22 protein-coding genes are annotated in these 22,553 nt (G+C 63.9%); 17 read left to right on the top strand and 5 right to left on the bottom strand.

Annotated elements, in window-relative coordinates; all coding sequences use genetic code 11:
• Positions 1-4: 4 nt before the first annotated feature.
• From I3J27_RS15360 to I3J27_RS15400, 9 genes are all read left to right on the top strand, one after another.
• Positions 5-811: a shikimate dehydrogenase family protein gene (locus I3J27_RS15360; protein WP_270172795.1), complete on the top strand. Its 807-nt coding sequence runs from the start codon at positions 5-7 to the stop codon at positions 809-811.
• A gap of 109 nt (positions 812-920) precedes the next feature.
• Positions 921-1,739: a lytic murein transglycosylase gene (locus I3J27_RS15365; protein WP_270170672.1), complete on the top strand. Its 819-nt coding sequence runs from the start codon at positions 921-923 to the stop codon at positions 1,737-1,739.
• 112 nt (positions 1,740-1,851) lie between these two features.
• Complete coding sequence (locus tag I3J27_RS15370; protein ID WP_151642305.1) at positions 1,852-2,073, top strand: hypothetical protein; 222 nt, start codon at positions 1,852-1,854, stop codon at positions 2,071-2,073.
• A 12-nt stretch (positions 2,074-2,085) separates the two neighbouring features.
• On the top strand, positions 2,086-2,508 hold the full coding sequence (locus tag I3J27_RS15375; RefSeq protein ID WP_270170676.1) for a hypothetical protein: 423 nt from the start codon (positions 2,086-2,088) through the stop codon (positions 2,506-2,508).
• A 448-nt stretch (positions 2,509-2,956) separates the two neighbouring features.
• On the top strand, positions 2,957-3,403 hold the full coding sequence (locus I3J27_RS15380) for a MaoC family dehydratase (protein ID WP_270170678.1): 447 nt from the start codon (positions 2,957-2,959) through the stop codon (positions 3,401-3,403).
• Between the two features lie 93 nt (positions 3,404-3,496).
• Positions 3,497-4,006: a hypothetical protein gene (locus I3J27_RS15385; RefSeq protein ID WP_270170680.1), complete on the top strand. Its 510-nt coding sequence runs from the start codon at positions 3,497-3,499 to the stop codon at positions 4,004-4,006.
• A gap of 449 nt (positions 4,007-4,455) precedes the next feature.
• Positions 4,456-5,613: a helix-turn-helix transcriptional regulator gene (locus I3J27_RS15390; RefSeq protein ID WP_270170682.1), complete on the top strand. Its 1,158-nt coding sequence runs from the start codon at positions 4,456-4,458 to the stop codon at positions 5,611-5,613.
• Between the two features lie 231 nt (positions 5,614-5,844).
• Positions 5,845-6,819: a helix-turn-helix transcriptional regulator gene (locus I3J27_RS15395; protein ID WP_270170688.1), complete on the top strand. Its 975-nt coding sequence runs from the start codon at positions 5,845-5,847 to the stop codon at positions 6,817-6,819.
• Positions 6,820-6,896: 77 nt separating this feature from the next.
• Entirely contained in the window at positions 6,897-7,145 is a 249-nt protein-coding gene (locus I3J27_RS15400) for a DUF6894 family protein (protein WP_270170690.1), read from the top strand.
• Here I3J27_RS15400 and I3J27_RS15405 read toward each other — a convergent pair.
• Together I3J27_RS15405 and I3J27_RS15410 are read right to left on the bottom strand one after the other, a co-directional pair.
• Positions 7,136-7,546 (bottom strand): hypothetical protein, encoded by a 411-nt coding sequence (locus I3J27_RS15405; RefSeq protein ID WP_270170692.1) that lies wholly within the window; start codon positions 7,544-7,546, stop codon positions 7,136-7,138. The two genes, I3J27_RS15400 and I3J27_RS15405, sit on opposite strands and share 10 nt — an antisense overlap.
• Positions 7,547-7,606: 60 nt before the next feature.
• Positions 7,607-8,329 carry a hypothetical protein gene (locus tag I3J27_RS15410; protein WP_270170699.1) on the bottom strand — a complete coding sequence of 241 codons (723 nt, stop codon included), beginning with the start codon at positions 8,327-8,329 and terminating at the stop codon, positions 7,607-7,609.
• Here I3J27_RS15410 and I3J27_RS15415 point away from each other — a divergent pair.
• From I3J27_RS15415 to I3J27_RS15435, 5 genes are all read left to right on the top strand, one after another.
• The gene (locus I3J27_RS15415) at positions 8,328-10,697 is read left to right on the top strand and encodes an autotransporter family protein (RefSeq protein ID WP_270170701.1); all 2,370 of its coding nucleotides are present in this window, start codon (positions 8,328-8,330) and stop codon (positions 10,695-10,697) included. The two genes, I3J27_RS15410 and I3J27_RS15415, sit on opposite strands and share 2 nt — an antisense overlap.
• 144 nt (positions 10,698-10,841) lie before the next feature.
• A complete protein-coding gene (locus tag I3J27_RS15420; RefSeq protein WP_270170704.1) occupies positions 10,842-11,960 on the top strand; it encodes a helix-turn-helix transcriptional regulator in 1,119 nt (372 codons plus the stop codon).
• Between the two features lie 112 nt (positions 11,961-12,072).
• A complete protein-coding gene (locus tag I3J27_RS15425; protein ID WP_270170706.1) occupies positions 12,073-13,191 on the top strand; it encodes a helix-turn-helix transcriptional regulator in 1,119 nt (372 codons plus the stop codon).
• A gap of 230 nt (positions 13,192-13,421) precedes the next feature.
• Positions 13,422-13,679: a hypothetical protein gene (locus tag I3J27_RS15430; RefSeq protein WP_270170708.1), complete on the top strand. Its 258-nt coding sequence runs from the start codon at positions 13,422-13,424 to the stop codon at positions 13,677-13,679.
• A gap of 186 nt (positions 13,680-13,865) precedes the next feature.
• Entirely contained in the window at positions 13,866-14,594 is a 729-nt protein-coding gene (locus I3J27_RS15435) for a sulfite exporter TauE/SafE family protein (RefSeq protein ID WP_270170710.1), read from the top strand.
• Between the two features lie 22 nt (positions 14,595-14,616).
• Here the strand turns inward: I3J27_RS15435 and I3J27_RS15440 are convergent, their stop codons facing one another.
• Both I3J27_RS15440 and I3J27_RS15445 read right to left on the bottom strand, forming a co-directional pair.
• Positions 14,617-17,820 carry an efflux RND transporter permease subunit gene (locus I3J27_RS15440; RefSeq protein ID WP_270170712.1) on the bottom strand — a complete coding sequence of 1,068 codons (3,204 nt, stop codon included), beginning with the start codon at positions 17,818-17,820 and terminating at the stop codon, positions 14,617-14,619.
• A 136-nt stretch (positions 17,821-17,956) separates the two neighbouring features.
• The gene (locus tag I3J27_RS15445; protein WP_270170714.1) at positions 17,957-19,201 is read right to left on the bottom strand and encodes an efflux RND transporter periplasmic adaptor subunit; all 1,245 of its coding nucleotides are present in this window, start codon (positions 19,199-19,201) and stop codon (positions 17,957-17,959) included.
• A gap of 200 nt (positions 19,202-19,401) precedes the next feature.
• Here I3J27_RS15445 and I3J27_RS15450 point away from each other — a divergent pair, with 200 nt between their 5' ends.
• Entirely contained in the window at positions 19,402-20,004 is a 603-nt protein-coding gene (locus tag I3J27_RS15450; RefSeq protein WP_270170716.1) for a TetR/AcrR family transcriptional regulator, read from the top strand.
• A 72-nt stretch (positions 20,005-20,076) separates the two neighbouring features.
• Here I3J27_RS15450 and I3J27_RS15455 read toward each other — a convergent pair whose 3' ends face one another.
• A complete protein-coding gene (locus I3J27_RS15455; protein WP_270170718.1) occupies positions 20,077-20,661 on the bottom strand; it encodes a DUF1349 domain-containing protein in 585 nt (194 codons plus the stop codon).
• 510 nt (positions 20,662-21,171) lie between these two features.
• Between I3J27_RS15455 and I3J27_RS15460 the strand changes: the two genes are divergently transcribed.
• Complete coding sequence (locus tag I3J27_RS15460) at positions 21,172-22,188, top strand: MFS transporter (protein ID WP_270170720.1); 1,017 nt, start codon at positions 21,172-21,174, stop codon at positions 22,186-22,188.
• On the top strand, positions 22,173-22,553 hold the full coding sequence (locus I3J27_RS15465) for an MFS transporter (protein ID WP_270170722.1): 381 nt from the start codon (positions 22,173-22,175) through the stop codon (positions 22,551-22,553). Before I3J27_RS15460 ends, I3J27_RS15465 begins: the two co-directional genes overlap by 16 nt.

Here is a 22,553-nt window from a genome sequence, read left to right on the forward strand (position 1 = left end):
CGACATGATCCCGGCTCCATCAGGTGCGACGCGGCTCTACGTCATCGTCGGCGATCCCATCGCGCAGGTGCGCTCGCCGGCCGGCGTGAGCGCCGCCTTCGCTGCACGCGGGCACGACGGCATTCTGATGCCTGTGCAGGTCGCGCCGACGAATCTGCCCGATTTCCTCTCGGTGGCGACACGATTGAAAAATCTCGACGGCATCGTCGTGACCATCCCGCATAAGTTCGCCTGTTATCAGGCCTGCGCCAGTGCGACCGAGCGCGCTCACTTTTTGCGCACCGTGAATTTGATGCGCCGGCGCGCGGACGGTTCATGGCACGGCGACATGGTGGACGGCCTCGGCTTCGTTGGTGCGGCGCGCGCGAAGGGGATCGATCCCAGCGGCATGCGGGCGCTCCTCGTCGGCGCCGGCGGTGCTGGCTCGGCGATTGCGCTGGCACTGGTCGAGGCCGGCGTGAGCGAGCTCGCCATTCATGACAGCGCTACCGAGCGCCGCGACGCGCTGATCGGCCGGCTCAACGGGCTCGGCAAAGCGTCTGTGCGGGCCGGCACTGTGGATCCCGCCGGCTTCGATTTTGTCGCCAATGCGACGCCCGCGGGGATGAAGCAGGGCGATCCGCTGCCGGTCGACGTCGGGCGGCTGGCGCCGTCGGCCTATTGCGGCTGTGTCATCACCAAGCCCGAGGTCTCGCCCTTTATCGCGGCGGCTCGAAAGGCCGGCTGCGTGACCGGGACCGGTACGGACATGTACCAGCAGCATCAGGGCATCATGGTGGATTTCCTGCTTCACGGTGACGGTGAGGGTTAGGCGTTCACACTGGTGTCAAGGTACCCAGAGGGCTTGAGCGATCAGGGCCGACGTAGGATCATGCGCCCGCGCGAGCCGGTCGCGCACCTTTAAGTGAGAGGAACGACGAATGACCAAGGGCAGGACCGTTGCGACGGCCATGATCGGTGCGACCGCGCTGCTTCTTTCTCTGGCGCCGATCGCCGAGGCCGCCACCTGCGGCAACGGGCCTGGCGGCTTCGAGGCCTGGAAGCGCGAGTTCAGCGCCGAGGCGCAAGGAAAGGGCATCGGCCAGACCGCGCTCGGGGCGCTGATGCAGGCCAATTACGCCAGCGCCACCATCGCCGCCGACCGCGGCCAGCGCAGCTTTTCGCTGACGCTCGACCAATTCCTCGCCAAGCGCGGCGCCACCACGATCGTCGCCAAGGGGCGGCAGCTCAAGCAGTCGCAGGCCGCCTTGTTCGCCTCGATCCAGCAGCGTTACGGCGTGCCACCGGGGCCATTGATCGCGATCTGGGGCATGGAGACCGGTTTCGGCAGCCAGCGCGGCAACCAGAACATGCTCTCGTCGATCGCGACGCTCGCCTATGACTGCCGCCGTCCCGAATTCTTCACCGACCAACTCTATGCTGCCCTGAAGCTGATCGACCGCGGCACGCTGTCGGGGGCAACCCGGGGCTCTATGCATGGCGAGGTCGGCCAGACCCAGTTCATGCCCAAGAACATCCTGGCTTATGGCACCGGCAATCTCGAAGTTGCCGCCAACGCGCTGAACTCGACGGCGAATTTCCTCAAGGCCCATGGCTGGCGCGCGGGAGCCGGTTACCAGCCGGGCGAGCCGAATTTTGCGGCCATCGAGGCCTGGAATGCTGCAGGCGTCTACCAAAAAGCGATTGCGCTGATGGGCCGGCAGATCGACGAGGGCGGCGGAGCCGCTGCATCGCGGTGAGGTGATTCGCCAGATTCAACGCGCCGGCGTAGGAGAAAGTTGTTGCCGTCGGGAACTGACGGCACGAGGTTTGCTTTGATCAGGTTCAGGGCCGGGCATGAGGAGACTCAAGATGGCAACCCAGATCGTGATGGACCAGACTGGCGACACCCGCCACGAGTTTGATCCTGGCAATGCCGAAGCGCTGGCGCGGGCCGAACAGCGCTTCCGTGAGCTGACCGGAGCCGGCTTTACCGCCGCCTTCCGAACCGGGCCCGGTGAAGTCACCCGTATCAGATCGTTCGACCCGACCGCGCAGGAAACGTTGTTCTATCCCCGCCTGGTCGGCGGCTGATCTGAGCTGCTCATGTTCGCAGCAGTTTGGCTCCGCGCGCCGGCGCGTGCGCGTCTGCACGCGTTGCGCGAACTCTACCGGCGCTTCTTCGGCGAGAACACGCCGGATGCCCGCGGGCGCCGGCTGTTGGCCGAATGGTTGTCGCCTGTGCAGCGCGCGCAATTCGAGCAGCACCGCTATTTCGATGTCATCGGGTGCGATACCGGAAAGACCTATCGCATCCATTATGGCACGGCCGCCAATGTCCATGAGATCGATGGCGATGGGCATGCGACGATGGGATGGTGCTTCGTCCCGTCAGGCTTCCTCGTGCCGGGCGACGTGATGCTGGCACAGAAGGTCGCGCTCGAGACGGACGAGAAAGGGGCGCTTGCGCTCGCCAACCGGTTTCCGCCGGCGACGCATTCAGAGCACTTCTACCGGCGGCCGTTCTAGCGCCCGAAGATATGGACGAGACGCAGTATTCACCTCTCCCTTCCGGAGAGGCGAAGCCAACCCACGGCGATTCCTGTCAGTCGTGCGTGGTGCGATAGGCATCCACTGCATGCGCCGCGAAGACGCCGATGCTGCAAAGGGCGAGCAGGCCGGAGATCAGCTCGATCATGACTCATTCTCCCGCAATGGCTGGGCGACGAGATTCTGGCAGCAGGAATAATCCAGGATGAGGTCGAGGAAGAATTGCATGGTGGCCGTCCCTGTATTTATTTTGATAACCACTTAAACGGCGATCTGTTTCAGGCGTGTTTCGTCGCATCGGGAAAGGGGTTTCGCGGGGGAACCCCGGACTGGTTTGTGCGCTGCGAACCCGTTACATCCTGCTCTTATTCAGTCCTTTAGCCGGGCCTTTCCTGGCGGGCGGCAAACCATATTGCGAGGCAAAATCATGGCGCAGGTCGAGTGGTTCGACGATCTCACGGTCGGAATGCGGTTCAAATCGCCCGAGGTCGCGGTCACCGAAGCCGACATCAAGCGTTTCGCCGCCGAGTTCGATCCGCAGCCGATGCATCTCGACCACGAGGCCGCCAAGGGGACCCTGTTCAAGGGCCTGGCTGCGTCGGGATGGCACACTGCCGCGATTGCCATGAACCTCGCGATCCAGGCCCGCCCGTTCGGTCCGCATCCATTGATCGGCGCGGGCGTCGATGGCCTGCGCTGGACCATTCCGGTTCGGCCCAACGACCGTCTGCATCTGGTCGGCGAGGTCATGAGTCTGACGCCGTCGAAGTCGAAGCCGCAGGGCATCGCGCTGGTGAAATGGACCATGTTCAACCAGAACGGCGAGGAGGTTTACACCTTCACCCCGATCGCGATCATCCCGCGGCGGGCGTAGGGCCGGCTCGTTCACCGGCGGCCAGCCTTCAAACCCTTGCGAGCCGCCGGCAGAGATGGTCATGTCGGCATGGGGACCACGCGGGAGGCTGACATGAGGCGTTTCCTTCTCGCCACTGCGTTGCTCGCGGGCGCCTTCGTCATCGGGCTGAGCGCCGGGCTCGCGCTTGCGCAACAATCCAAGGTCGGCGACTGGACCATCGAGAAGCGCACACAGGATACGCATTGCAATGCGAGCCGCGGCTACAAGGACAAGGATGACGAGAACCGCGACTACGTCATCGTCATTACCTATTCCGACAAGGCCATCGTGATCGTGATGATCTATGACGGCTGGGAGTGGGACAAGCCCGGCGAGATCCTCCGGGCCGATGTCGGCACCGATGACGCCGACATCATGAAGAAGGCGAAGTGGGAGGTCATGGACAAGACCACGCTGCGCGGCATCTTCGAATACAATCAGTCGATCATGGACCGGCTGTCGAAGGCCAGGCGCCTCACGCTCGATTTCGAGGACGATGACGAAGACAGCATCGAGATGCAGATCCCGCGCGCCGGCGAGGCACTCGCCGCGCTGAAGTTCTGCGAAGAGAATCGGAAGTAAATTGCCGGCGACCGCGTCGGGCGCAGCTGTCGTAGGGCGGGCAAAGCGCAGCGTGCCCACCATCTCTCCATTCGGCGCAAGAGGGTGGGCACGGCGCTTGCGCGCCTTTGCCCACCCTACGAGAGCTGGTCGTAACGAAAGTGCGCCCGAGCCTAACCGCCGCATCAGCGGGAACTGTCGGCGATCAACTCCGGCGGCAGCGCGCGAACGCGTGACACAACGCACACAGTCCGCGCGCTGTTCGCAATTATCCTAGTCTTTGGCGAAAACGTCCAAGCCGCACCCTGCGGTTGACGTTACGCAAGGACGATGTTCGATATTTTAGCATCTCGCTGCATTGCCTTTTCCTCGTCGAAGGCGACGGTTGACTGGTCTGTCGCCTCCACCAATTTTCAATGTGCAAGCCCCTTTTGCCAACGGGGCAGTACGCCGATCGCACCGTTCCCCCGATGACGATCCTTCAGGCAAATCGATTCTCGTCTCTCGTCGGCGAGATCTATGATGCGGCGGTCGATCCTGCGCTGCGCAGCGGCGCGCTGGAACAGGTTTCGCATTACGTCGGCGGGTGCGCCGCGACCATCCTGTCCCGCGATGCGGCAAGGCTCTCGATCGAGATCCATCAGCATTTTGGAACCGAATCCCGCTTCCGTCAGCTCTATCGCGACAGATACGTCGAGCAGGATCCTCTGCTCGATCGTCATCTCGCTTTCTCCGCCGAGCAGACCATCGGCGTGACCGACATCATGCCGCATGCCGATTTCGTGGCGACGAGCTTCTATCGCGAGTGGGTCGAGCCGCAGGGCGCGATCGACCTCGCGACCGTCGCGCTCGAAAGGTCGGACACGCGCACCACGGTCTTGCAGGTGTTGCGCCACCGATCGCGAGGAACCGTCGACGATTCGATGCGCGAGCGCATGCGCCTGCTCGCGCCTCACATCCAGCGTTCCAGGATCATGGGACGGCAGATCAGGGCGCGCTCGCATACCGTGGACGACCTTGCCGATGTGCTCGACGGTCTGAGCACGGCGATCTGCCTGCTCGACGCAGACGGCCGGGTCGTGCATGCCAACGCGGCGTGCCGGCAGCTTTTCGTCGATGCCAATCTGCTCGCGATGGTCGGAGACAGGATCGTTGCGCGCAACACCCAGGCCGACAAAATATTCCGTAGCCTGTTCGAAATAAATTTGGATGACCAAACTCATTCGACCGGTCGCCGACGTATCGAACTCATGACATCGGCTGACGGTCAGCACTATCTTATCCATGCTCTTCCGTTGAGGCGAGAGCGTAGCCTGCCACGGGACGTCGCGGCGACGGTGCTCCTCGTTCAGAAAGCAGCGATGGTGCCCTCGCTCGTGCCCGGCGCGATCGCCTCGGCTTTCAGGCTGACGCCCTCCGAATTGCGTGTATTGATGGCAATTGTCGAGATCGGCGGCGTTCCCGACATTGCGGCGAAGCTCGGCATTGCCGAGACGACGGTGAAGACGCATCTCGGTCGCCTGTTCGAAAAGACGGGTGCCGGCAGGCAGGCGGACCTCGTGAAGATCGCGGCCGGATTTACCGCGCCGTTTGCACAGCGGACGAGCAGCGACGACGACGCCGTGTGATTCATTTCACGGCGCGAGCCGCGCGGATGATGCAATCTCAATCCATTGTGATGAGCAGGACCGTCAGGTCCTCCGAACGTAGGACGCGTGACGTTTGAGACTTTCGTATATCGCGCCACCTGGAACGAGAAGGGCAGTGTGCGCCACGGAACGATGCGCGCCGGCACCGGACGGGGGTGCGGGGAGACGACAGCGCGTGGCCGAGCCTGCTTGTCGGTTGGAGAAATTGCAGTGAGCGGCAAGGACGAATTTTCCATTCTCAATGTTTCGACGGACGATATTCCCGAAGACGAGCGTGTGCCGCTGCTGCGCGAATTCTATCGCCGCGGCGTGCTGAAGGCCGAGGTCGAGCCAACGGACGAAAAGCCGTTCGCCGCGAGCCTCACGTCCCATGGTTTGCCGGACGCCCAATTGGTGGTCGGCGGGCTGGTCGGAGCGCGGGTCATCCGTACCAAGCAACTGGTCATCGACGGCGACGACAGTCTTGGCCTGATGGTCAATCGATCAGGCATCGTCGAGGTCTCCGCGCGAGGACGGGATCTGCGGCTTCATCCCGGTGACGCGCTTCTGACGAGTGCGGAGGACGTGACGATCTACGAGCGTCTCTCGCTGGGCAATTGTCTGTCGATCCGCGTGCCGCGGCGGGTGCTGGCACCCATGATCGTGGATATCGACGATGCGGTGATGCGCATTATTCCGGAACATGCCCCCGGACTTCGGCTGCTGGTCGATTATGCGACGTCTCTGGTGCGAGAGCGCGCGTTCGCAATGCCGGCGCTGCGCCAGCTTGGCGTTGCGCATATCCACGATCTGATGGCGCGCGTTCTCGGCGCGACCGATGACATTCACGAACTGGCCGGGCGGCGCGGCGTCAGGGCCGCGCGGCTGCGCAAGGTGAAATCCTTCATCGTCAATAATTGCTGGCAGCAGGACCTGTCGGTCGCGACCGTGGCGCAGGAGTTCGGCGTGACCACGCGCTATCTCCAGCGGCTGTTCGAAGCCGACGGCAAGACGTTTTCGTCCTTCCTGACCGAGCAGCGTCTCAAGCGAGCCCATCGCATGCTGCGTGAGCCTGATTTCGCCGGGCGGCCGGTGAGCTCGATCGCCTATGACGTCGGCTTCGGCGATCTCTCTTATTTCAACCGCTGTTTCCGGCGGGCCTATGGCGCGACGCCGAGCGGCGTCAGGAGCGGCGAAGCGCTGTGACCACGCGCGACTGAATTTCAGCGACGTGTCGATTTCGAGTCCGCACGGACATGCGTCGTGCGCAGTTGGAGTGTTGAATGCATCGTTTCTTCTTTGATCTCCTGGTCGACAACGTCGTGAAGATCGATCCGGGCGGCATGGTCTTCGAGCAGACCAGGGCCACGTTCGTCGTTGCCGACGAGATGGCGCGGCATCTGTTCGTCTGGCGTGACGATCTGCGCGATTGCGATGCCTGGATCCGTGTCAGGGATGCCGGAGGACGCGAGATCTATCGCGCCGCGGTCTGGGCGGAGAGCGAGGAGCGAATTGGCTGGGATCAGCCGTAATCCATTTGGGGGATGAAAATGTCGCAACTCTGCATCAGTGCTCCACGAAACGGCATCGGTTCGTTCTGAGCTGAAAAGCGGTCGCTGCCGTCCAAGTCGGGAGCGGCAACCCTTTCTACCTTGGCGTTCAGCGAGTCCAACTCGCATTGGTCGGCTTCCTCCGATCGGAGGAGGTCGGTGACACGTGCCTGACGCCGGCGGGGCGAGACGGCGACGACCGAGGAACTAGAAATGAATGTGAAGGTTCTGAGCGGTATTGCACCATGGCGTTTGACGTGGCGGTCGATGTGCTTTCTTGCGCCGGCGGTCCTGGCTGCGCCGCTGTTCATGATCGGGCGGGCCGAGGCGGCCTGCACGCCGGTGGCACCGGTGAACAACGCGACGATCGTCTGTTCCGGCAACGTCGACAGTCAGCAGAGCGGCAATACCGGTTACGGTACGATTGACGATCACAACAACACTTACCGGATCGAGGCAGGGGCCAACGTTAATGGCAGCGCCTTCGGTATCTTGAGCGGCGATGATAATACCGTTATCAACGCCGGCATCATCGACGGAACCAGTGCGGTTGGTCTCCGTGGTGTGAAGGCTTTGACCGTGTCGAACCTTCGTGGGGCCACGATTGGCGGATTCCACGCTATCGTAGCATCCTCCTTGACCCTCGATAATGCTGGCACGATCAGGAGTGAGGCCGGCGCGGGAGGGAGCGGACTCGAGGTGAGGGGGGCCATCACCGTTAGCAATTCCGGCACGATCATCGGAATTGGTTCCAACACCATCGGAATCCAAGCGGGTACACTGAACGTGACCTCGAATACCGGCATCATCGCGGGAGAGGCGGTTGGGATCTCGGTGGACAGCGACGCGACCATCGTCAACGGCTTGGGTGGGAGGATATTTGCGAACGGAGCAAGTGGCACGGCCATTTCCTCGGGCGCTTCGGGCAAGGTGCACGTGGACAATGCAGGCGAAATTTCCGCTGCTGTCGCCGGGATTGCGGCCGGCGAGGTTGTTGTATCCTCTAACTCGGGCACCATCGGCGGGATCAACATCGGCGTGCTGGGCAACGGCGTCACTGTGACCAATGGAAGGCGCGGCGCCATCGTGTCGGTTGGTGCGAACGGCTCTGCCATCAATGCGGTGACGGCAAATGTCTCGAATGCCGGAGGCATCAGAGCGCTCATGACCGGTGGAGTCGCGATTTTGGCCGGCGAGGTGCATGTCGTCGCGAACACCGGATCGATCGAGGGCGAGCAGCACGCGATCTCCTCGGGCATTGGCACCGTGACGGTGACCAACAATGCCGGTGGTATGATCAGCAACACGAACGCCAATGGCGCGGCCATTCGCGCGCAGACGGACGCGATCATCAACAATGATGGGACAATCACCGGCGGGGGAGGCGCGATCGATGCGCGCACAGGGGACGTGTTCCTCACCAACACCGCGACCGGCGTCATCTCCTCGAGCGGCGACGCCGTCACGGCCGATGGCAACATCGCAGCGGGCAAGGGCAACGCCACCATCAACAACGCCGGCGTGATCCGCTCGACCTCGTCTCTCGCCGGTGCGATCTTCGCCAACAATCTTGCCGATGTCGCCAATTCCGGAACCATTGAAGGCGGCTTCGTGGGCATTTTCGGCGAAAACGTGAAACTGGCGAACCTGGCTGGCGGCAGCGTCAGCGCTCATGGCGTCGCGGTGTTCGGCAATACGTCCGTTATCGTCGACAATGCCGGTATCATTGCCGGTGACGGGAGCAGCGGCATTGCTATCATCGCAGATTCCGGCGACGCAACCGTCCGCAACAGCGGCACGATTTCCGGAGCCGACTCCGGCATTCGCGCGAACCTCACTGCAAACGTGGTCAACAGCGGTACCATATCCGGAGCCGTCGCGATTAGCGCCGCGACGCTCAACGTGACAAACACGGGACTGATTTCGTCGCCGATCGGCTTCAGCCTGAGTGGTCTCACGGTCAATCTCGAAAATGCTGGAACCATCACGGGAGGCCGCGGGGTCGCTGCGATAGTCGGAAATATCATCAATTCCGGAATAATCATCGGAAGTGACGCTGCCATCAGCGCAAACATGGCCAACGTGACAAACACCGGCCTCCTTCGGGCGACGGGCAGCAACGGCACCGGCCTGGTATCGTCCACGGCAAACGTCGTCAACGCCGGCACCATCATCGGCGCGAACGGTATTTCTTCAAACGCCGGCGCGACCATCACGAACTCCGGCACGATCACCGGCACCGGCGGCACCGCGATCAAGCTGACGAGCGCAGCCGATACGCTGACGCTGCTGCCGGGCTCGAAGATCAACGGCGTGGTCGATTTCGGGTTCGGTGCCGACGTCGTCAACGTCAACCTGTCGCCGATCAGCAGCCGGGTGTCGTCGCTGACGAGCATCCAGCTGCCGACCTTCGTCAACTTCGAGGGGACCATCAACACCACCATCTCGGGTGGCAGCTTCAACGGTCCGTCGGTCGTCTCCGGTACCACGCTCGCGACGCTGGATCCGACCGCGCTGGCGCAGACCGACCGCACGCTGATGGATTTCACCGGCGGCGTGTCCTCGCTGTTGCAGGGGCGGCTCAACGGTGGCACCGGCCAAGCCGGCAGCAACATGATGGCGATGGCCTATGCGCCGGAGACGGTGCAGGCTGGGCCCTTCACCAAGGCGCCGCGCAGCCTGTGGACTGACCCGGCGCCGATCACGGTGTGGGCCAACAGCTTTGGCGGCCAGCGCATTCAGGACGAGACCGCCGCAACGCTGCGCGCGACCTCGACCGCCTGGGGCGGGGCGATCGGCATCGACCGCAAGGTGCGGCCGGACTGGCTGGTCGGCGCCTTCCTCGGCGGCGGGCAGGGCGGCCTCTCGGTCGATCTCAACTCGCAGTCGGTCGATACCAACTATGTATTCGCCGGCGCCTACAGCCGCTTCGAATGGGCCGCGCAGTTCTTCGATTTCACCATCCAGGGCGGCAATGCCGACAACAGATCGCGTCGCCTCGTGCTGAACAATGCCGCAGTCGGCGGCATGGAGACGGCGACCGCGAACTACAGCGGCTGGTACATCAGCCCGGAGGTCGCCTACGGCTACCGGCTCAACATCGGCAACGGCTATGTGCTGACGCCGACTGCGCGGCTGCGTTACGTCGCGGGCCGGTTCGACGGCTACAGCGAAACCGGTTCGGCGCAGGAATTGTCGGTCGGCGGCCGCACGCTGCAGGATTTCGAGGAGCGCGGCGAGGTCGATCTGTCGCGGGTGACGAGCCTGGCCGGCGGCGAGCTCAAGGCCAACATCCACGGCGGCATCATCGCGCTCCAGCGCGCCGGCGACACCAATATCAACGCGGTACTGCTCGGGCAGAACCTGTCCTTCGTTACGCCCGGCAGCCGCAGCACCGTCGGTGCGGTCGCCGGCTTCGGCTTCGACTATCGCACCAGCCGCAACGTATCGGTGTTCGGCGCGGTCGAGGGCATGATGATGTCCGATCAGAGCCGCACCGGCACGGCAAAGGGAGGCGTTCGCGTCGCGTTCTGAGCCGGCATCAGCCCTGGCGGCTTGAACGCGATGCCCGCCGGCCGGGCCCCATCCGCCCGGCCGGCGCCTCCTCCGATCGGAGGACGCCGTATGCTGTGGCAGTGGTATGCTTGGTGATATTGATCACTCAGGCCATTTCAAACCATGCATGGACCACGGAAGCTGCCCGAATTGGTCGCGTCCATCTACGACGCGGGACTCGATCCCTCCCGGTGGAATAACGTCGTTGCCGGCATCCGCGATTTCGTCGGCGGACAGGCCTGCGGGCTGTTTTCCAAGGACTCGATCAGCAAGTTCGGCGTCACGCACTACTACTGCGGAGCGGACCCGCACTACATCCAGCTCTATTCCGAGACTCATTCGAAGTTCGACCCGCTGACGGTGCTGCCGCCGCACGGCGAGATCGTCAGCATTCCGGATCTCGTCAATTTCGACGAATACAGGAGAGGGCGGTTTTACCAAGAATGGATGCAGCCGCAGGGCTGCAGCGATGCGGCCAATGTCGTGCTGGAGAAATCGAATGCGAGCTGTCCGGTGATGATGACGGTGCTGTCGGGCCGCCGCATGGTGGACCCGGCGATGAAGCATCGCCTTTCCCTGATCGTGCCGCATGCCAGCCGCGCGTTGCTGATCAACCGCGCCGTCACCTCGCAACTGACGCTGGCCACCGCATTGGCGGATGTCCTGGACAATCTGGCGTCCGGCATCTTCCTGCTCGATGCCGCTTGTCGGGTGATTCACGCGAATTCGGCTGGCCATGCCCTGCTCGCGGCCGACGACGTCGTCGGGTCCGTTGCCGGGCAGCTCGTGACCTGCAGCGCCGAGGCCAACCAGACGCTGCGGGAAGCGTTTGCGACCCGCAGCGAAATGGCCCTGCTTGCCGCGAAGGACCGCGCGATTCCGCTGCTTTCACCCGGCGGCGAGCGTTACGTCGCGCATCTCCTGCCGCTGTCGTCCGTGCTCCGCAACGGCAGCGAGCGTGTGGCCGATGCCGCCGGCGCGCTGCTCCTGCGCAAGGTCTCGCTCGGCGGGCCATCCTATGGCGAGCTGATCGCACGGACGTTCGATCTCACGCCGGCCGAGCTGCGCGTGCTTCTGTCGATCGTCGAGGTCGGTGGCGTCCCGGAGACGGCGGCGGCACTCGGCATCGCGGAGACGACGGCGAAGACGCATCTGCATCGCGTGTTCGCCAAGACCGGCGTTTCGCGGCAGGCCGACCTCGTCAAGCTCGCGGCGGGATTCTCCAATCCGCTCCTCAACTAAACGGTCAATAGTGCCGTCCGGATTGAACCTTTCGCTCCCGCGATAGACTCACCTAGGCCGCGAGGCATCAAGAACATTTCGCTGTTTCCAAGTGTCACCATTGGCTGTTCCGATGCCCCGTCCTCCCCAACAGTCCGAATTGATCGAGAGCATCTATGATGCCGGACTCCACCCAGAGTTGTGGAGCGACGTCGTCGTCATGCTCAATGCGTTCATCGGCAGCCAGGCCTGCGGCCTGATTTCAAAGGACCCGGTCAGCAAATCCGGCGCGACGCATTATTACTGCGGGGTCGATCCGCACTACATCCAGCTCTATGCCGAGACCTACGCCCGCTACGATCCACTCGCCAGGCTTCCGCGCTATGGCGAGGTGCGGAACATCCCCGACCTCGTGAATTTCGACGAGTACCGTCGCGGGCGCTTCTATCAGGAGTGGCTGCGACCCCAAGGCTGCGTCGATGTCGCCAACGTGGTGCTGGAACAGTCGAAGTCGCCATGTCCGATGTTGATGACCGTGATCCCGGGCAGAGAGATGCTCGACACCGAGCAGCGGGCGCGGATGCAGCTCCTGGTTCCGCATGCGAGCCGGGCGTTGCTGATCAACCGGGCGATCGAGCGAAAGCAGCAGCGGGCGATCGCGCTCGCTGACGTCGTGGATCGGCTGAATGCCGGCGTCATGCTGCTCGATACGGCCTGCAACATCGTTCACAGCAATCCGGCGGCGGAGGCCTTGCTCGCCGCTGACGATTTCCTGCGGTCGGTCGCGGGCCGGCTGGTCGCGCGATCCTCTGCGGCAAATGCGGCCCTGCGAGACATTTTCCGCGACGCAGGCGAGGTTGCCCTGGCGGCGGATGCCGGCCGAAAGATTTCGCTGATGTCGCATGACGGTACCCATTACGTCGCGCACGTCATCGCGCTGCCATCGCTGCTGCGTGAAGGCGCGGCGGAGCGCAATTCGGCCGTCGGCGCCTTGTTCGTCTGGAAAGCGGAACTCGATGGCCGCTCCAGTGCAGGCGTGATTGACCGCACGTTCGATCTCACGCCTGCGGAACTGAGAGTCTTGCAGTCGATCGTCGAAGTCGGCGGCGTGCCGGAGACGGCGATTGCGCTCGGCATCGCGGAGACGACGGTGAAGACGCATCTACACCGCGTCTTCGCCAAGACGGGCGTCAGCCGCCAGGCCGATCTCGTCAAGCTCGCGGCGGGATTCTCCAACCCGCTCGTGCACTGACGCGCATTCGCGGCGCGGGCGAGTCGCTCCAGCGCGCAATAGGTTCAATCCGCGACATCATTAGAAAGTTATTGCGTGTCACTCGATCGAATGACGCGATTTGCCGCGTTCTCTTCTAGAGACACGTCACACGATTTATTGTTCGACGTCTCGGATCGTTGTGTGAAGCAATTCACAGCAAGCAGAAGCGGGTTCCACCAATCTCTCGTCCAGGTTGAGAGGAGATTGTCATGCCGACGGCGTCACCTGTTCTGACCAGCAAGTTCCGCGACATCGTCGCGCGCGTGGGCTCGGTGTTGCGTGAGCAGCGAAAAATCGACGCGCAGCGCATGCTGCAGCGTTATCGCCATTTGCTGGCGAGCCCGCACGAAACATTGTCTTTGAATGAAATCATTTCAGTCAGCAGGGAAAAGGATACTTCAGGAAATGCCCACGGATCTGATGCGTGCGAGCGTGCCGCCGGCCAGCCCAAATTCGAACGCGCGTAACGTCAACCTCGTCGCGGTCGCGCTGACCGCGGCGCTGGTCACGCTTCAGTTGATCGGATTGTTGATTCTGGAGCGATCCCACGCCCATGCGAAGCATGTGTCGTTTGCACACGAACCGGCCGTTTGCACCGAGAGCCCGGATGCTCCCGTTGCGCAGATTCCCTACGATTGACCGGAGGACGGTTTGTGCCCGATGTCACGACTCTGATCCTGCTTTGCGTTGCCGTATTCGCCGGCGCCTTCGTATCCGGGCTCTCGGGCTTTGCGTTCTCTGCGGTGGCGGGCGCGATCCTGCTTCGGGTGTTTCAACCACTGGAGGCCGTGCCGCTGATGATGGCGTGCAGCATCGGCGTGCAGGCCACAAATCTGTGGGCGCTTCGGCGCAGCATTCGCTGGGAGGGCAGCCTGCTGCTGATCGTCGGCGGGCTGATCGGCGTGCCCATCGCGGTCTCGCTGCTCCAGTCCACGGACACCCATCTGCTCCGGCGCGGCTTCGGCATCATCGTCGCGCTCTATGCGGCCTACATGCTGCTGCGGCCGACGCTGGTGACGGCCGGCGAGGCCGTCGGCCGCCACTGGGTCGCGCTGATCGGGTTCGGGGGAGGGCTGGTCGGCGGGCTGACCGCCATGCCCGGCGCGATCCCGACGATCTGGTGCGACATGCGCGGCATGCCCAAGAGCGAGCAGCGCGGCCTGGTGCAGCCGTTCATCGCCGCGATGCAGCTGTTTGCGATCGCGCTGCTGGTCGGACACCAGGACCTGTCGTCAAAAGTTTTCGTCGACCTCGCGATCAGCCTGCCGGCGCTCTTTGCCGGATCCGCGCTCGGTGTGATCGCCTTTCACCGGGTCAACGAGACGGTCTTTCGCAAGACCGTGCTCGTTCTGTTGCTGCTCTCGGGGATTTCCCTGATCTAGTGACTTGATCTAGTGACTTGCTCTAGTGACTTGCGCCTTCGTGCTTTAGTCCCTGGACCGGCGCGGCGCTGGTGTCGCTGCCGTGATGCGTCAGCGGCTTCATGCCGGTGATGGTTCTGAGCAGCACATAGAACACCGGCGTCAGGAACAGGCCGAACACGGTGACGCCGATCATGCCGGAGAACACGGCAACGCCCATGGCGCGCCGCATCTCCGAGCCTGCGCCGGTGGAGAGCACCAGCGGCAGCACGCCCATGATGAACGCCATCGACGTCATCAGGATCGGACGCAGCCTTAGGCGGCTCGCCTCGATCGCCGCTCGGATCGGCGTGCGTCCTGCGAATTCGAGCTCGCGCGCGAATTCGACGATCAGGATCGCGTTCTTGGCGGAGAGGCCGACCAGCACGATCAAGCCGATCTGGGTGAAGACGTTGTTGTCGCCCTTGGAGATCCAGACGCCGAACATCGCAGCGAGCAGCCCCATCGGCACGATCATGATGATCGAGAGCGGCAGGGTCAGGCTCTCATAGAGCGCGGCCAGCACCAGGAACACCAGTAGGATCGCCAGCGGGAACACCCAGATGCCGGAATTGCCGGCGATGAACTCCTGATAGGTCAGGTCGGTCCATTCGAAGGCGAAGCCGGGCGGCAAGGTCTCCGCCGCGATCCGCGTCGCCGCCTCCTGCGCCTGGCCCGATGAGAAGCCGGGCGCGGCGGCGGCGTTGATGTCGGACGACAGGAAGCCGTTGTAGCGGATCGCACGCTCCGGACCCGCGCTCTGGCGGATCGTCATCAAAGCCGACAACGGCACCATGTCGCCGGAGGACGAGCGCACCTTCAACTGCCTGATGTCGTCGGCGCGGGCGCGGAACGGCGCGTCGGCCTGGACCCGGACCGAATAGGTGCGGCCGAATTTATTGAAGTCGTTGACGTAGTAGGAGCCGAGGTAAATCTGGAGCGTGTTGAACACTTCCGTCACGGGCACGCCGAGCTGGAGCGCCTTGGTGCGGTCGATGTCGGCGAAGAGCTGGGGCACGTTGACCTGGAAGCTCGAGAACACGCCGGCGATCTCCGGCGCCTTCTGCATCGCCGCCATGAACGCCTTTGTCGCCTCGTTCAGCGCCTCATAGCCGAGACCCGCGCGGTCCTCGATCTGGAGCTTGAAGCCGCCGATGGTGCCGAGGCCGTTGACCGGCGGCGGCGGGAACATGGCGATGAAGGCTTCCTGGATGCCGGCATACTTCTTGTTGAGGTCGGCAGCGATGGCGTTGCCGCTCAGGGCCGGTCCCTTGCGCTCGTCGAACGGTTTCAGGGTCGAGAACACGATGCCGGCATTGGAGGAGTTGGTGAAGCCGGAGATGGACAGGCCGGGGAACGCGACCGAGCTTTCGACACCGGGCTGCGTCAGCGCGACATCGCTCATCTTGCGGATCACCTCCTCGGTGCGGTCGAGCGTTGCACCATCAGGCAGCCGCGAGAAGCCAACCAGATATTGCTTGTCCTGGCCTGGCACGAAGCCGCCTGGGACCTGCTGGAACAGCAGGGCCGTAACGCCGACCAGCAGCACATAGAGGCCCATCACCGCGGCCTTGCCCGAGATCACTTTGGTAACGGAGCCGCTGTAACTCTCCGATGAATAGGTGAACACCCGATTGAAGCCGCGAAAGAACCAGCCGAGGCTGTTTTCCATGATGATCGTCAGCCGGTCCTTCGGCTCGTTGTGCCCCTTGAGCAGCAGGGCGGACAGTGCCGGCGACAGCGTCAGCGAGTTCACGGCCGAGATCACGGTCGAGATCGCGATCGTCAGCGCGAACTGCTTGTAGAACTGTCCGGTGAGGCCGGAGATGAAGGCGAGCGGCACGAACACCGCGATCAGCACCATCGCGATCGCGATGATCGGTCCCGACACCTCGCGCATCGCCTGATAGGTGGCATCGCGTGGCGACAGCCCGCCCTCGATGTTGCGCTCGACGTTCTCGACCACGACGATGGCGTCGTCGACGACGATGCCGATCGCGAGCACGAGGCCGAACAGGCTGAGCGCGTTGATGGAGAAGCCGAACACGTGCATCACCGCAAACGTGCCGACGATCGACACGGGCACGGCGAGCAGGGGGATGATGGAGGCGCGCCAGGTCTGGAGGAACAGGATGACGACCAGCACTACCAGCGCGATCGCCTCCAGCAGCGTGTGGATGACGGCCTCGATCGAGGAGCGCACGAACTGGGTGGGATCGTAGACGATCTGGTAGGACACGCCCTCCGGCATGTTCTTCTTGATCTCGGCCATGGTGGCGCGGACGTGGTCGGAAATCTCCAGCGCGTTGGAGCCGGGCGCCTGGAAGATCGGGATCGCCACCGCCTGCTTGTTGTCGAGCAACGAGCGCAGGCCGTATTCGGAGGCGCCAAGCTCGATGCGCGCGACGTCGCGCAGCCGCACCACTTCGCCGCGCGTTCCGGTCTTGACCACGATGTCGCCGAACTGCTCCTCGTTGGCGAGACGTCCTTCGGCATTGACGGAGAGCTGGAGGTCGATGCCCTGCACATTGGGCGAGGAGCCGACCACGCCGGCCGCGGCCTCGACGTTCTGTGCCTGGATCGCCCTCACGATGTCGCTGGCGGTGAGGCCGTGCTCCGCCGCCTTCTGCGGATCGACCCAGACCCGCATCGAATAGTCGCCGGCACCGTAAAGCTGGACGTCGCCGACGCCGTCGATCCGCGCGAGGCGATCCTTGACGTTGAGGACCGCGTAGTTGCGCAAATACGTCATGTCGTAGCGGCCGTTGGGCGACAGGAGATGCACGACCATGGTCAGGTCGGGCGACGACTTCTTGGTGATGATGCCGAGCTGGCGCACCACGGCGGGCAGGCGCGGCTCGGCCTGCTGCACGCGGTTCTGCACCAGCTGCGTCGCCTTGTCGGGGTCGGTGCCGAGGCGGAACGTCACCGTCAGCGTCATCGCGCCGTCGATGGTCGCCTGGCTCGACATGTACAGCATGTTCTCGACGCCGTTGATCTGCTCCTCGATCGGGGTCGCCACCGTTTCCGCGATCACCTTGGGATTGGCGCCGGGATAGGTCGCGCGCACCACGACGGAGGGCGGCACGACATCCGGATATTCCGAGATCGGCATCGCGAACAGCGAGATCAGGCCGGCGAGGAAAATCAGCACCGACAGCACGCCGGCGAAAATCGGACGGTCAATGAAGAACTTTGAGAGATTCATGGCTTTGCCCCTGCGCGAGAGACAGCTCTCCCGTTAGCCGGGACGCGAGCAGTGCCCGCGAAATCCGGAATCGAGATGCGATGTCTTGGTCGTTATGACTTGGTCATTCCGGACTACGCGGCCCGGAATGAGGTGACTAGCGTTGCACCACGTCCTGGTTGCTGTGGTTGGAAGCCGCTTGCTGCCCACGCGCGCCCATCGCCGCGACCTCCGTCTTGAGGAGGGCGCCGGGACGTACGCGCTGCAGGCCGTTGACGACGATGCGGTCGCCGGGCTTCAGGCCCGCGGTGACAATGCGCAAACCGTCAACCGCGCCGCCAAGCGTGACCGGCCGGTAGACCGCGCGGCTATCGTCAGAGACCGCCATCACGAACTTCTTGTCCTGGTCGGTGCCGATCGCGCGCTCGTCGATCATCACCAGCGTCTGCTGCTTCGGCTGGCCCATGCGCACGCGCGCGAACTGGCCGGGGATGAGACGCCCGTCCTCGTTCTGGAATACCGCGCGGACGCGGATGGTGCCACTCTGGCCGTTGACCTGGTTGTCGATGAGCTGGATGTGGCCCTTCGCCGACAGACCGCCGGAGGTCGCCATCTCCACCGGGATCTGGTCGAGCTTGCCACGCTGGCCGGAGCCATCCGCGATCGAGTTCAGCGCACGCAGCACCACCTCTTCGTCCGCATCGAAGGAGGCGTAGATCGGATTGACCGAGACCAGCGAGGTCAGGACCGGGGAGGCAGTGCCGGCGGCGACCAGATTGCCGACGGTGATCTCGAACTTGCCGACGCGGCCGTCGACGGGCGCGCGCACCTCGGTGTAGTCGAGATTGAGCTTTGCGGTCTGGAGCGTCGCCTCCGCCGCCTTCACATTGGCGATGGCTTCGCGATTGGCGTTGTCGCGCTGGTCGTAATCGCGGCGCGTGACCACGGCGTTGCCGACGAGCTGCGCGCCGCGCTCGAGCTCGCTCTGGGTGAACACCACGCGCGCCTTCGCCGCTTCGAGCTGGGCCGCGGCCTTGTCGACCTCCGCCGCGTAAGGCGCAGGATCGATCTTGAACAGGACGTCGCCGGATTTCACCAGCGCGCCTTCGGTGAAGTTGGTCGACATGATCGCACCCGCAACGCGCGGGCGAAGCTCGACGCGCTGGATGGCTTCGAGCCGGCCGGAGAAATCGTCCCACAGCACGGTCTGCTTCGGCTCGATCATCGCGACGGTGACGGAGACCGCCTGTTCAGCCGCGGCGGCCGTTGCCGTCGCCTGGGCTGCACGGAAGTAGTGGCCGGTCGCGATCGAGCCGGCCACGGCGAGGGCGCCCACGATGGCGACGCCGCCGAGAAGGCGGCGGAAACGGCCGGTGCGGGCGGTATTTTGGGAGGGATGCATTTGCGCGCTCCAGATATGTAGTGTTCACTACAGATGTGGAGCTGGATGCCGCAGTGCAAGATACTTATGTACCATTCACTAAGAAAATTGTAGCGGCATACCGCAAGAATTGGAAGTGGCTGAGAAAATAAAGCTAGAACAAATAGATAGGATTGGGCGTTAGTCTCCGGCAGACCGCCAATTCCAAGGAGAGCAGGCACATGGGCATGGGACGCCCCCGCGAGTTCGACGCCGAAACGGCGCTGGACCAGGCGATGGAAGTGTTTTGGCGCCATGGCTATGAGGGCGCCACCATTGCCCAGCTCACCGAGGCCATGGGCATCAACCCCCCGAGCCTCTATGCCTGTTTCGGCAACAAGGAAGGCCTGCTGAAGGCCGCGCTCGACCGCTACACCAAGCTGCGCGGCATCTGGATGGACGAGGTGGTCGCGGCACCCACCGCCCGCGACGTCGCCGAACGGATGCTGATGGGCATCGCCGACAAGCAGACCGATCCCGCCAATCCGCCTGGCTGCCTGCTCGTGCAGGGCGGCATCGCCTGCGGCACCGGCTCGGAAAACGTCCCCTTCGAGCTCGCCGCCCGGAGAGCCCAGAACGAGGACCAGCTTCGCGACCGTTTTGTCCGCGCCAAGGCGGAGGGCGACCTCAAGGACAGCGCGGACCCCGCGGCCCTCGCGCGCTACGTCTCGGCCGTTGCGGTCGGCATGGGCGTGATGGCGTCCTCGGGCGCGGATCGCGAAGCGCTGCGGCAGGTGGCGAGCGTGGCGATGCAGGCGGTCGAGGCGCAGTCGGGGCGGGGGTGAGGCAAGCCGCAGGGCTCTCTGGGTGAACGACGGTCTGTCCGCTCGGGAGCGAGAAAGATCGCAAGACCCCGCTTAGCTCAGGTCGTGCAGGTCCTTTCCAAGCGGCGGCGTCAGACGAAACGTCGAGAATACGACGTCGAGGCCCGCCCGCTCGGGTGTGCCGGCCATCGGCCCCACAAGGTAGGAGCTTGCGCTCGGGAACGGTGCGAGCCGCATGAGAGGCCAGTACTTGCCGTCGGCCGAAACTTGCAGACGAAGGACGCCGTCGGCGACGGTTGCGCGCATCCAGAAGTCACCGGCATCATGCTCATAGGGGGCGGTTGCCCAGTCCGATCGCCCATCTGTTAGCACGCTCGCGAGCATGGCGCGGCCGTCCGAGAGTTCGATCCCGGCCTTCACCCAATGGTGCGCGTCGATGCGCACCATGATGCCCGCCTGATCGTAGAGCGCCTGGAAGTGGCCCTGGATGCGCAAGCTGGCGGTGAACGCCTCGCCGGTTGGAAAACCCAGGAAATGGCCGCTGTCGCGATTAAAGCCGTAGTGGGTTTCGCGCCAGAAGTCTGTGCCTTTGTCAGTGACGATCCGGAGACTATCGCCCTCTGCCGTCCATCGTTCCGGTTCATTGAGCCACACGCCATCACTTCTGCGGAGAGTCATTTTTCACCTCGATTGCCGAAGTCTGCCGGGCTCGATCCGTCGACTGGCCAAGCATGGCATTGTGCAAACTGAGATCGGGCGTGTTCATGGAGCTCTGCCTCGCGCTGCCGACTGTCGACTTGATGCCGAAGGGGCCCTCGCGTTCGGAACAGCAATGCCTTCCGAACGGTTAATGACATCGGCACGACTTGCGGATTCACACTCGGCGATCATGCAATCCTGCGTCTGTTTTGCCCGACGTGTCAAACGTCCTCGCTCGCAGCGCTCGCGCCATGCCAGGCGAAATTCTTCAATGATTTGTACTGTGCATGGGGTTGTTTTCGCGTTTTTTGTTTGAGCGCTCCCGAGCCCCAACATCAGCCGTCGGAATCCGTATCGATACGGGCACTCCTAAGAGTTTTTACACACAGTTCTGGCACGCTCCGCGCGTCAAGATCCGCAACCTGCATCGTCGTGTTTCATTGCGCGCACGAAAAGACGGGGCCCGCGGGAACCGAGGGGGCGTGAGCCATGACTGCACTTGCTTCGGATGCCGGTCGCGCCAGGAGCGGGATCGTGCCGATCCTGCTGTGCGTCGTGCCGTTCAGCCAGATCCCGCTCGATGCCTATACGCCGGGCCTGCCGCAGATGGTGGTGGATCTCGCCACTGATTCCGCGTCGATGCAGAACACCGTGACCGCCTACATGCTCGGCATGAGTCTGGCGCTGGTGCCGGTCGGCATCGCCTCCGATACGCTCGGCCGCCGCAACGTCCTGCTCGCGGGGCTGTCGGTGCTCATTGCGATGAGCATCGCCTGTGCGCTTGCGACCAGCGCTTCGCTGCTGCTGGGCTTACGCTTCCTGCAGGGCGTCGGCGGCTGCACCTGCCTCGTCGTTGCCTATGCGGTCGCAGCCGACTGCTATCGCGGACGTGAGCTCACTGCGATCTCCGGCTTGCTTGGCGCGGCCTGGGGGCTTGCGCCGGTACTTGCCCCCGCGGCCGGCGGCTTCATCGTCGAGCTGACGTCCTGGCGCGGCGTCTTCATCATCATCGCCATCGCTGCCGCGATCGTCGCTGCGATCGTCGTATTCCTTCTACCTGAGACGTTGCCGGCCGAGCGGCGTGCACCGTTCGATCCGCGCCGCACCGCCGGTATCTTGCGCGAAGCACTTGTCCGTCCCGGCTTCCTCGCCTTCGTGCTGGTCTTTGCCGCATCGCCATCGCTGCCGCGATCGTCGCTGCGATCGTCGTATTCCTTCTACCTGAGACGTTGCCGGCCGAGCGGCGTGCACCGTTCGATCCGCGCCGCACCGCCGGTATCTTGCGCGAAGCACTTGTCCGTCCCGGCTTCCTCGCCTTCGTGCTGGTCTTTGCCGCGGCAGCGAGTGCGCAACTGGCGTTCGGCGTCGTCGCGCCGTTCTTCTACCAGACCGGCCTCGGCTATTCGGCGGCGATCTACGGCCTCGTCGCGCTCGGCCTCGGCGGCGTCAATCTCGCCGGCGAGCTCGGCTGCGCGCATTTCGCGCGCTTCATGCCGGCGCGCGTGATGGGCTTTGGCGCCTTCGCGCTGTTTGTGGCCGGCGCCGCGGTCCTGACGGCGACTGGCATGGTCGTCGGTCTCGATTTCATGTCGATCACGATCGGCGGCGCGCTGGTGCTCGGCGGCTGCGGCGTGCTGTGTCCGATGATGTACGGCATGGCGCTCGGCCTGTTCGAGCGCGACCACGGCCTGATCGGCGGCCTCATCAGCGCGCTCTGCTATCTCGCCGTGAGCGGCGCCATGGCGATCGCGGCGGTGCTGCCCGAAGCGACGCAGGCGCCGATCGGCTGGCTCTATCTCGGCCTCTGCGCCGTGGCGGGCATGCTGCTCGCGATCTCGCTGCCATCGGTGCGCCACGCCACACAGAGTTAA

The sequence above is a fragment of the Bradyrhizobium xenonodulans genome (assembly GCF_027594865.1).
GTDB lineage: Bacteria > Pseudomonadota > Alphaproteobacteria > Rhizobiales > Xanthobacteraceae > Bradyrhizobium > Bradyrhizobium xenonodulans.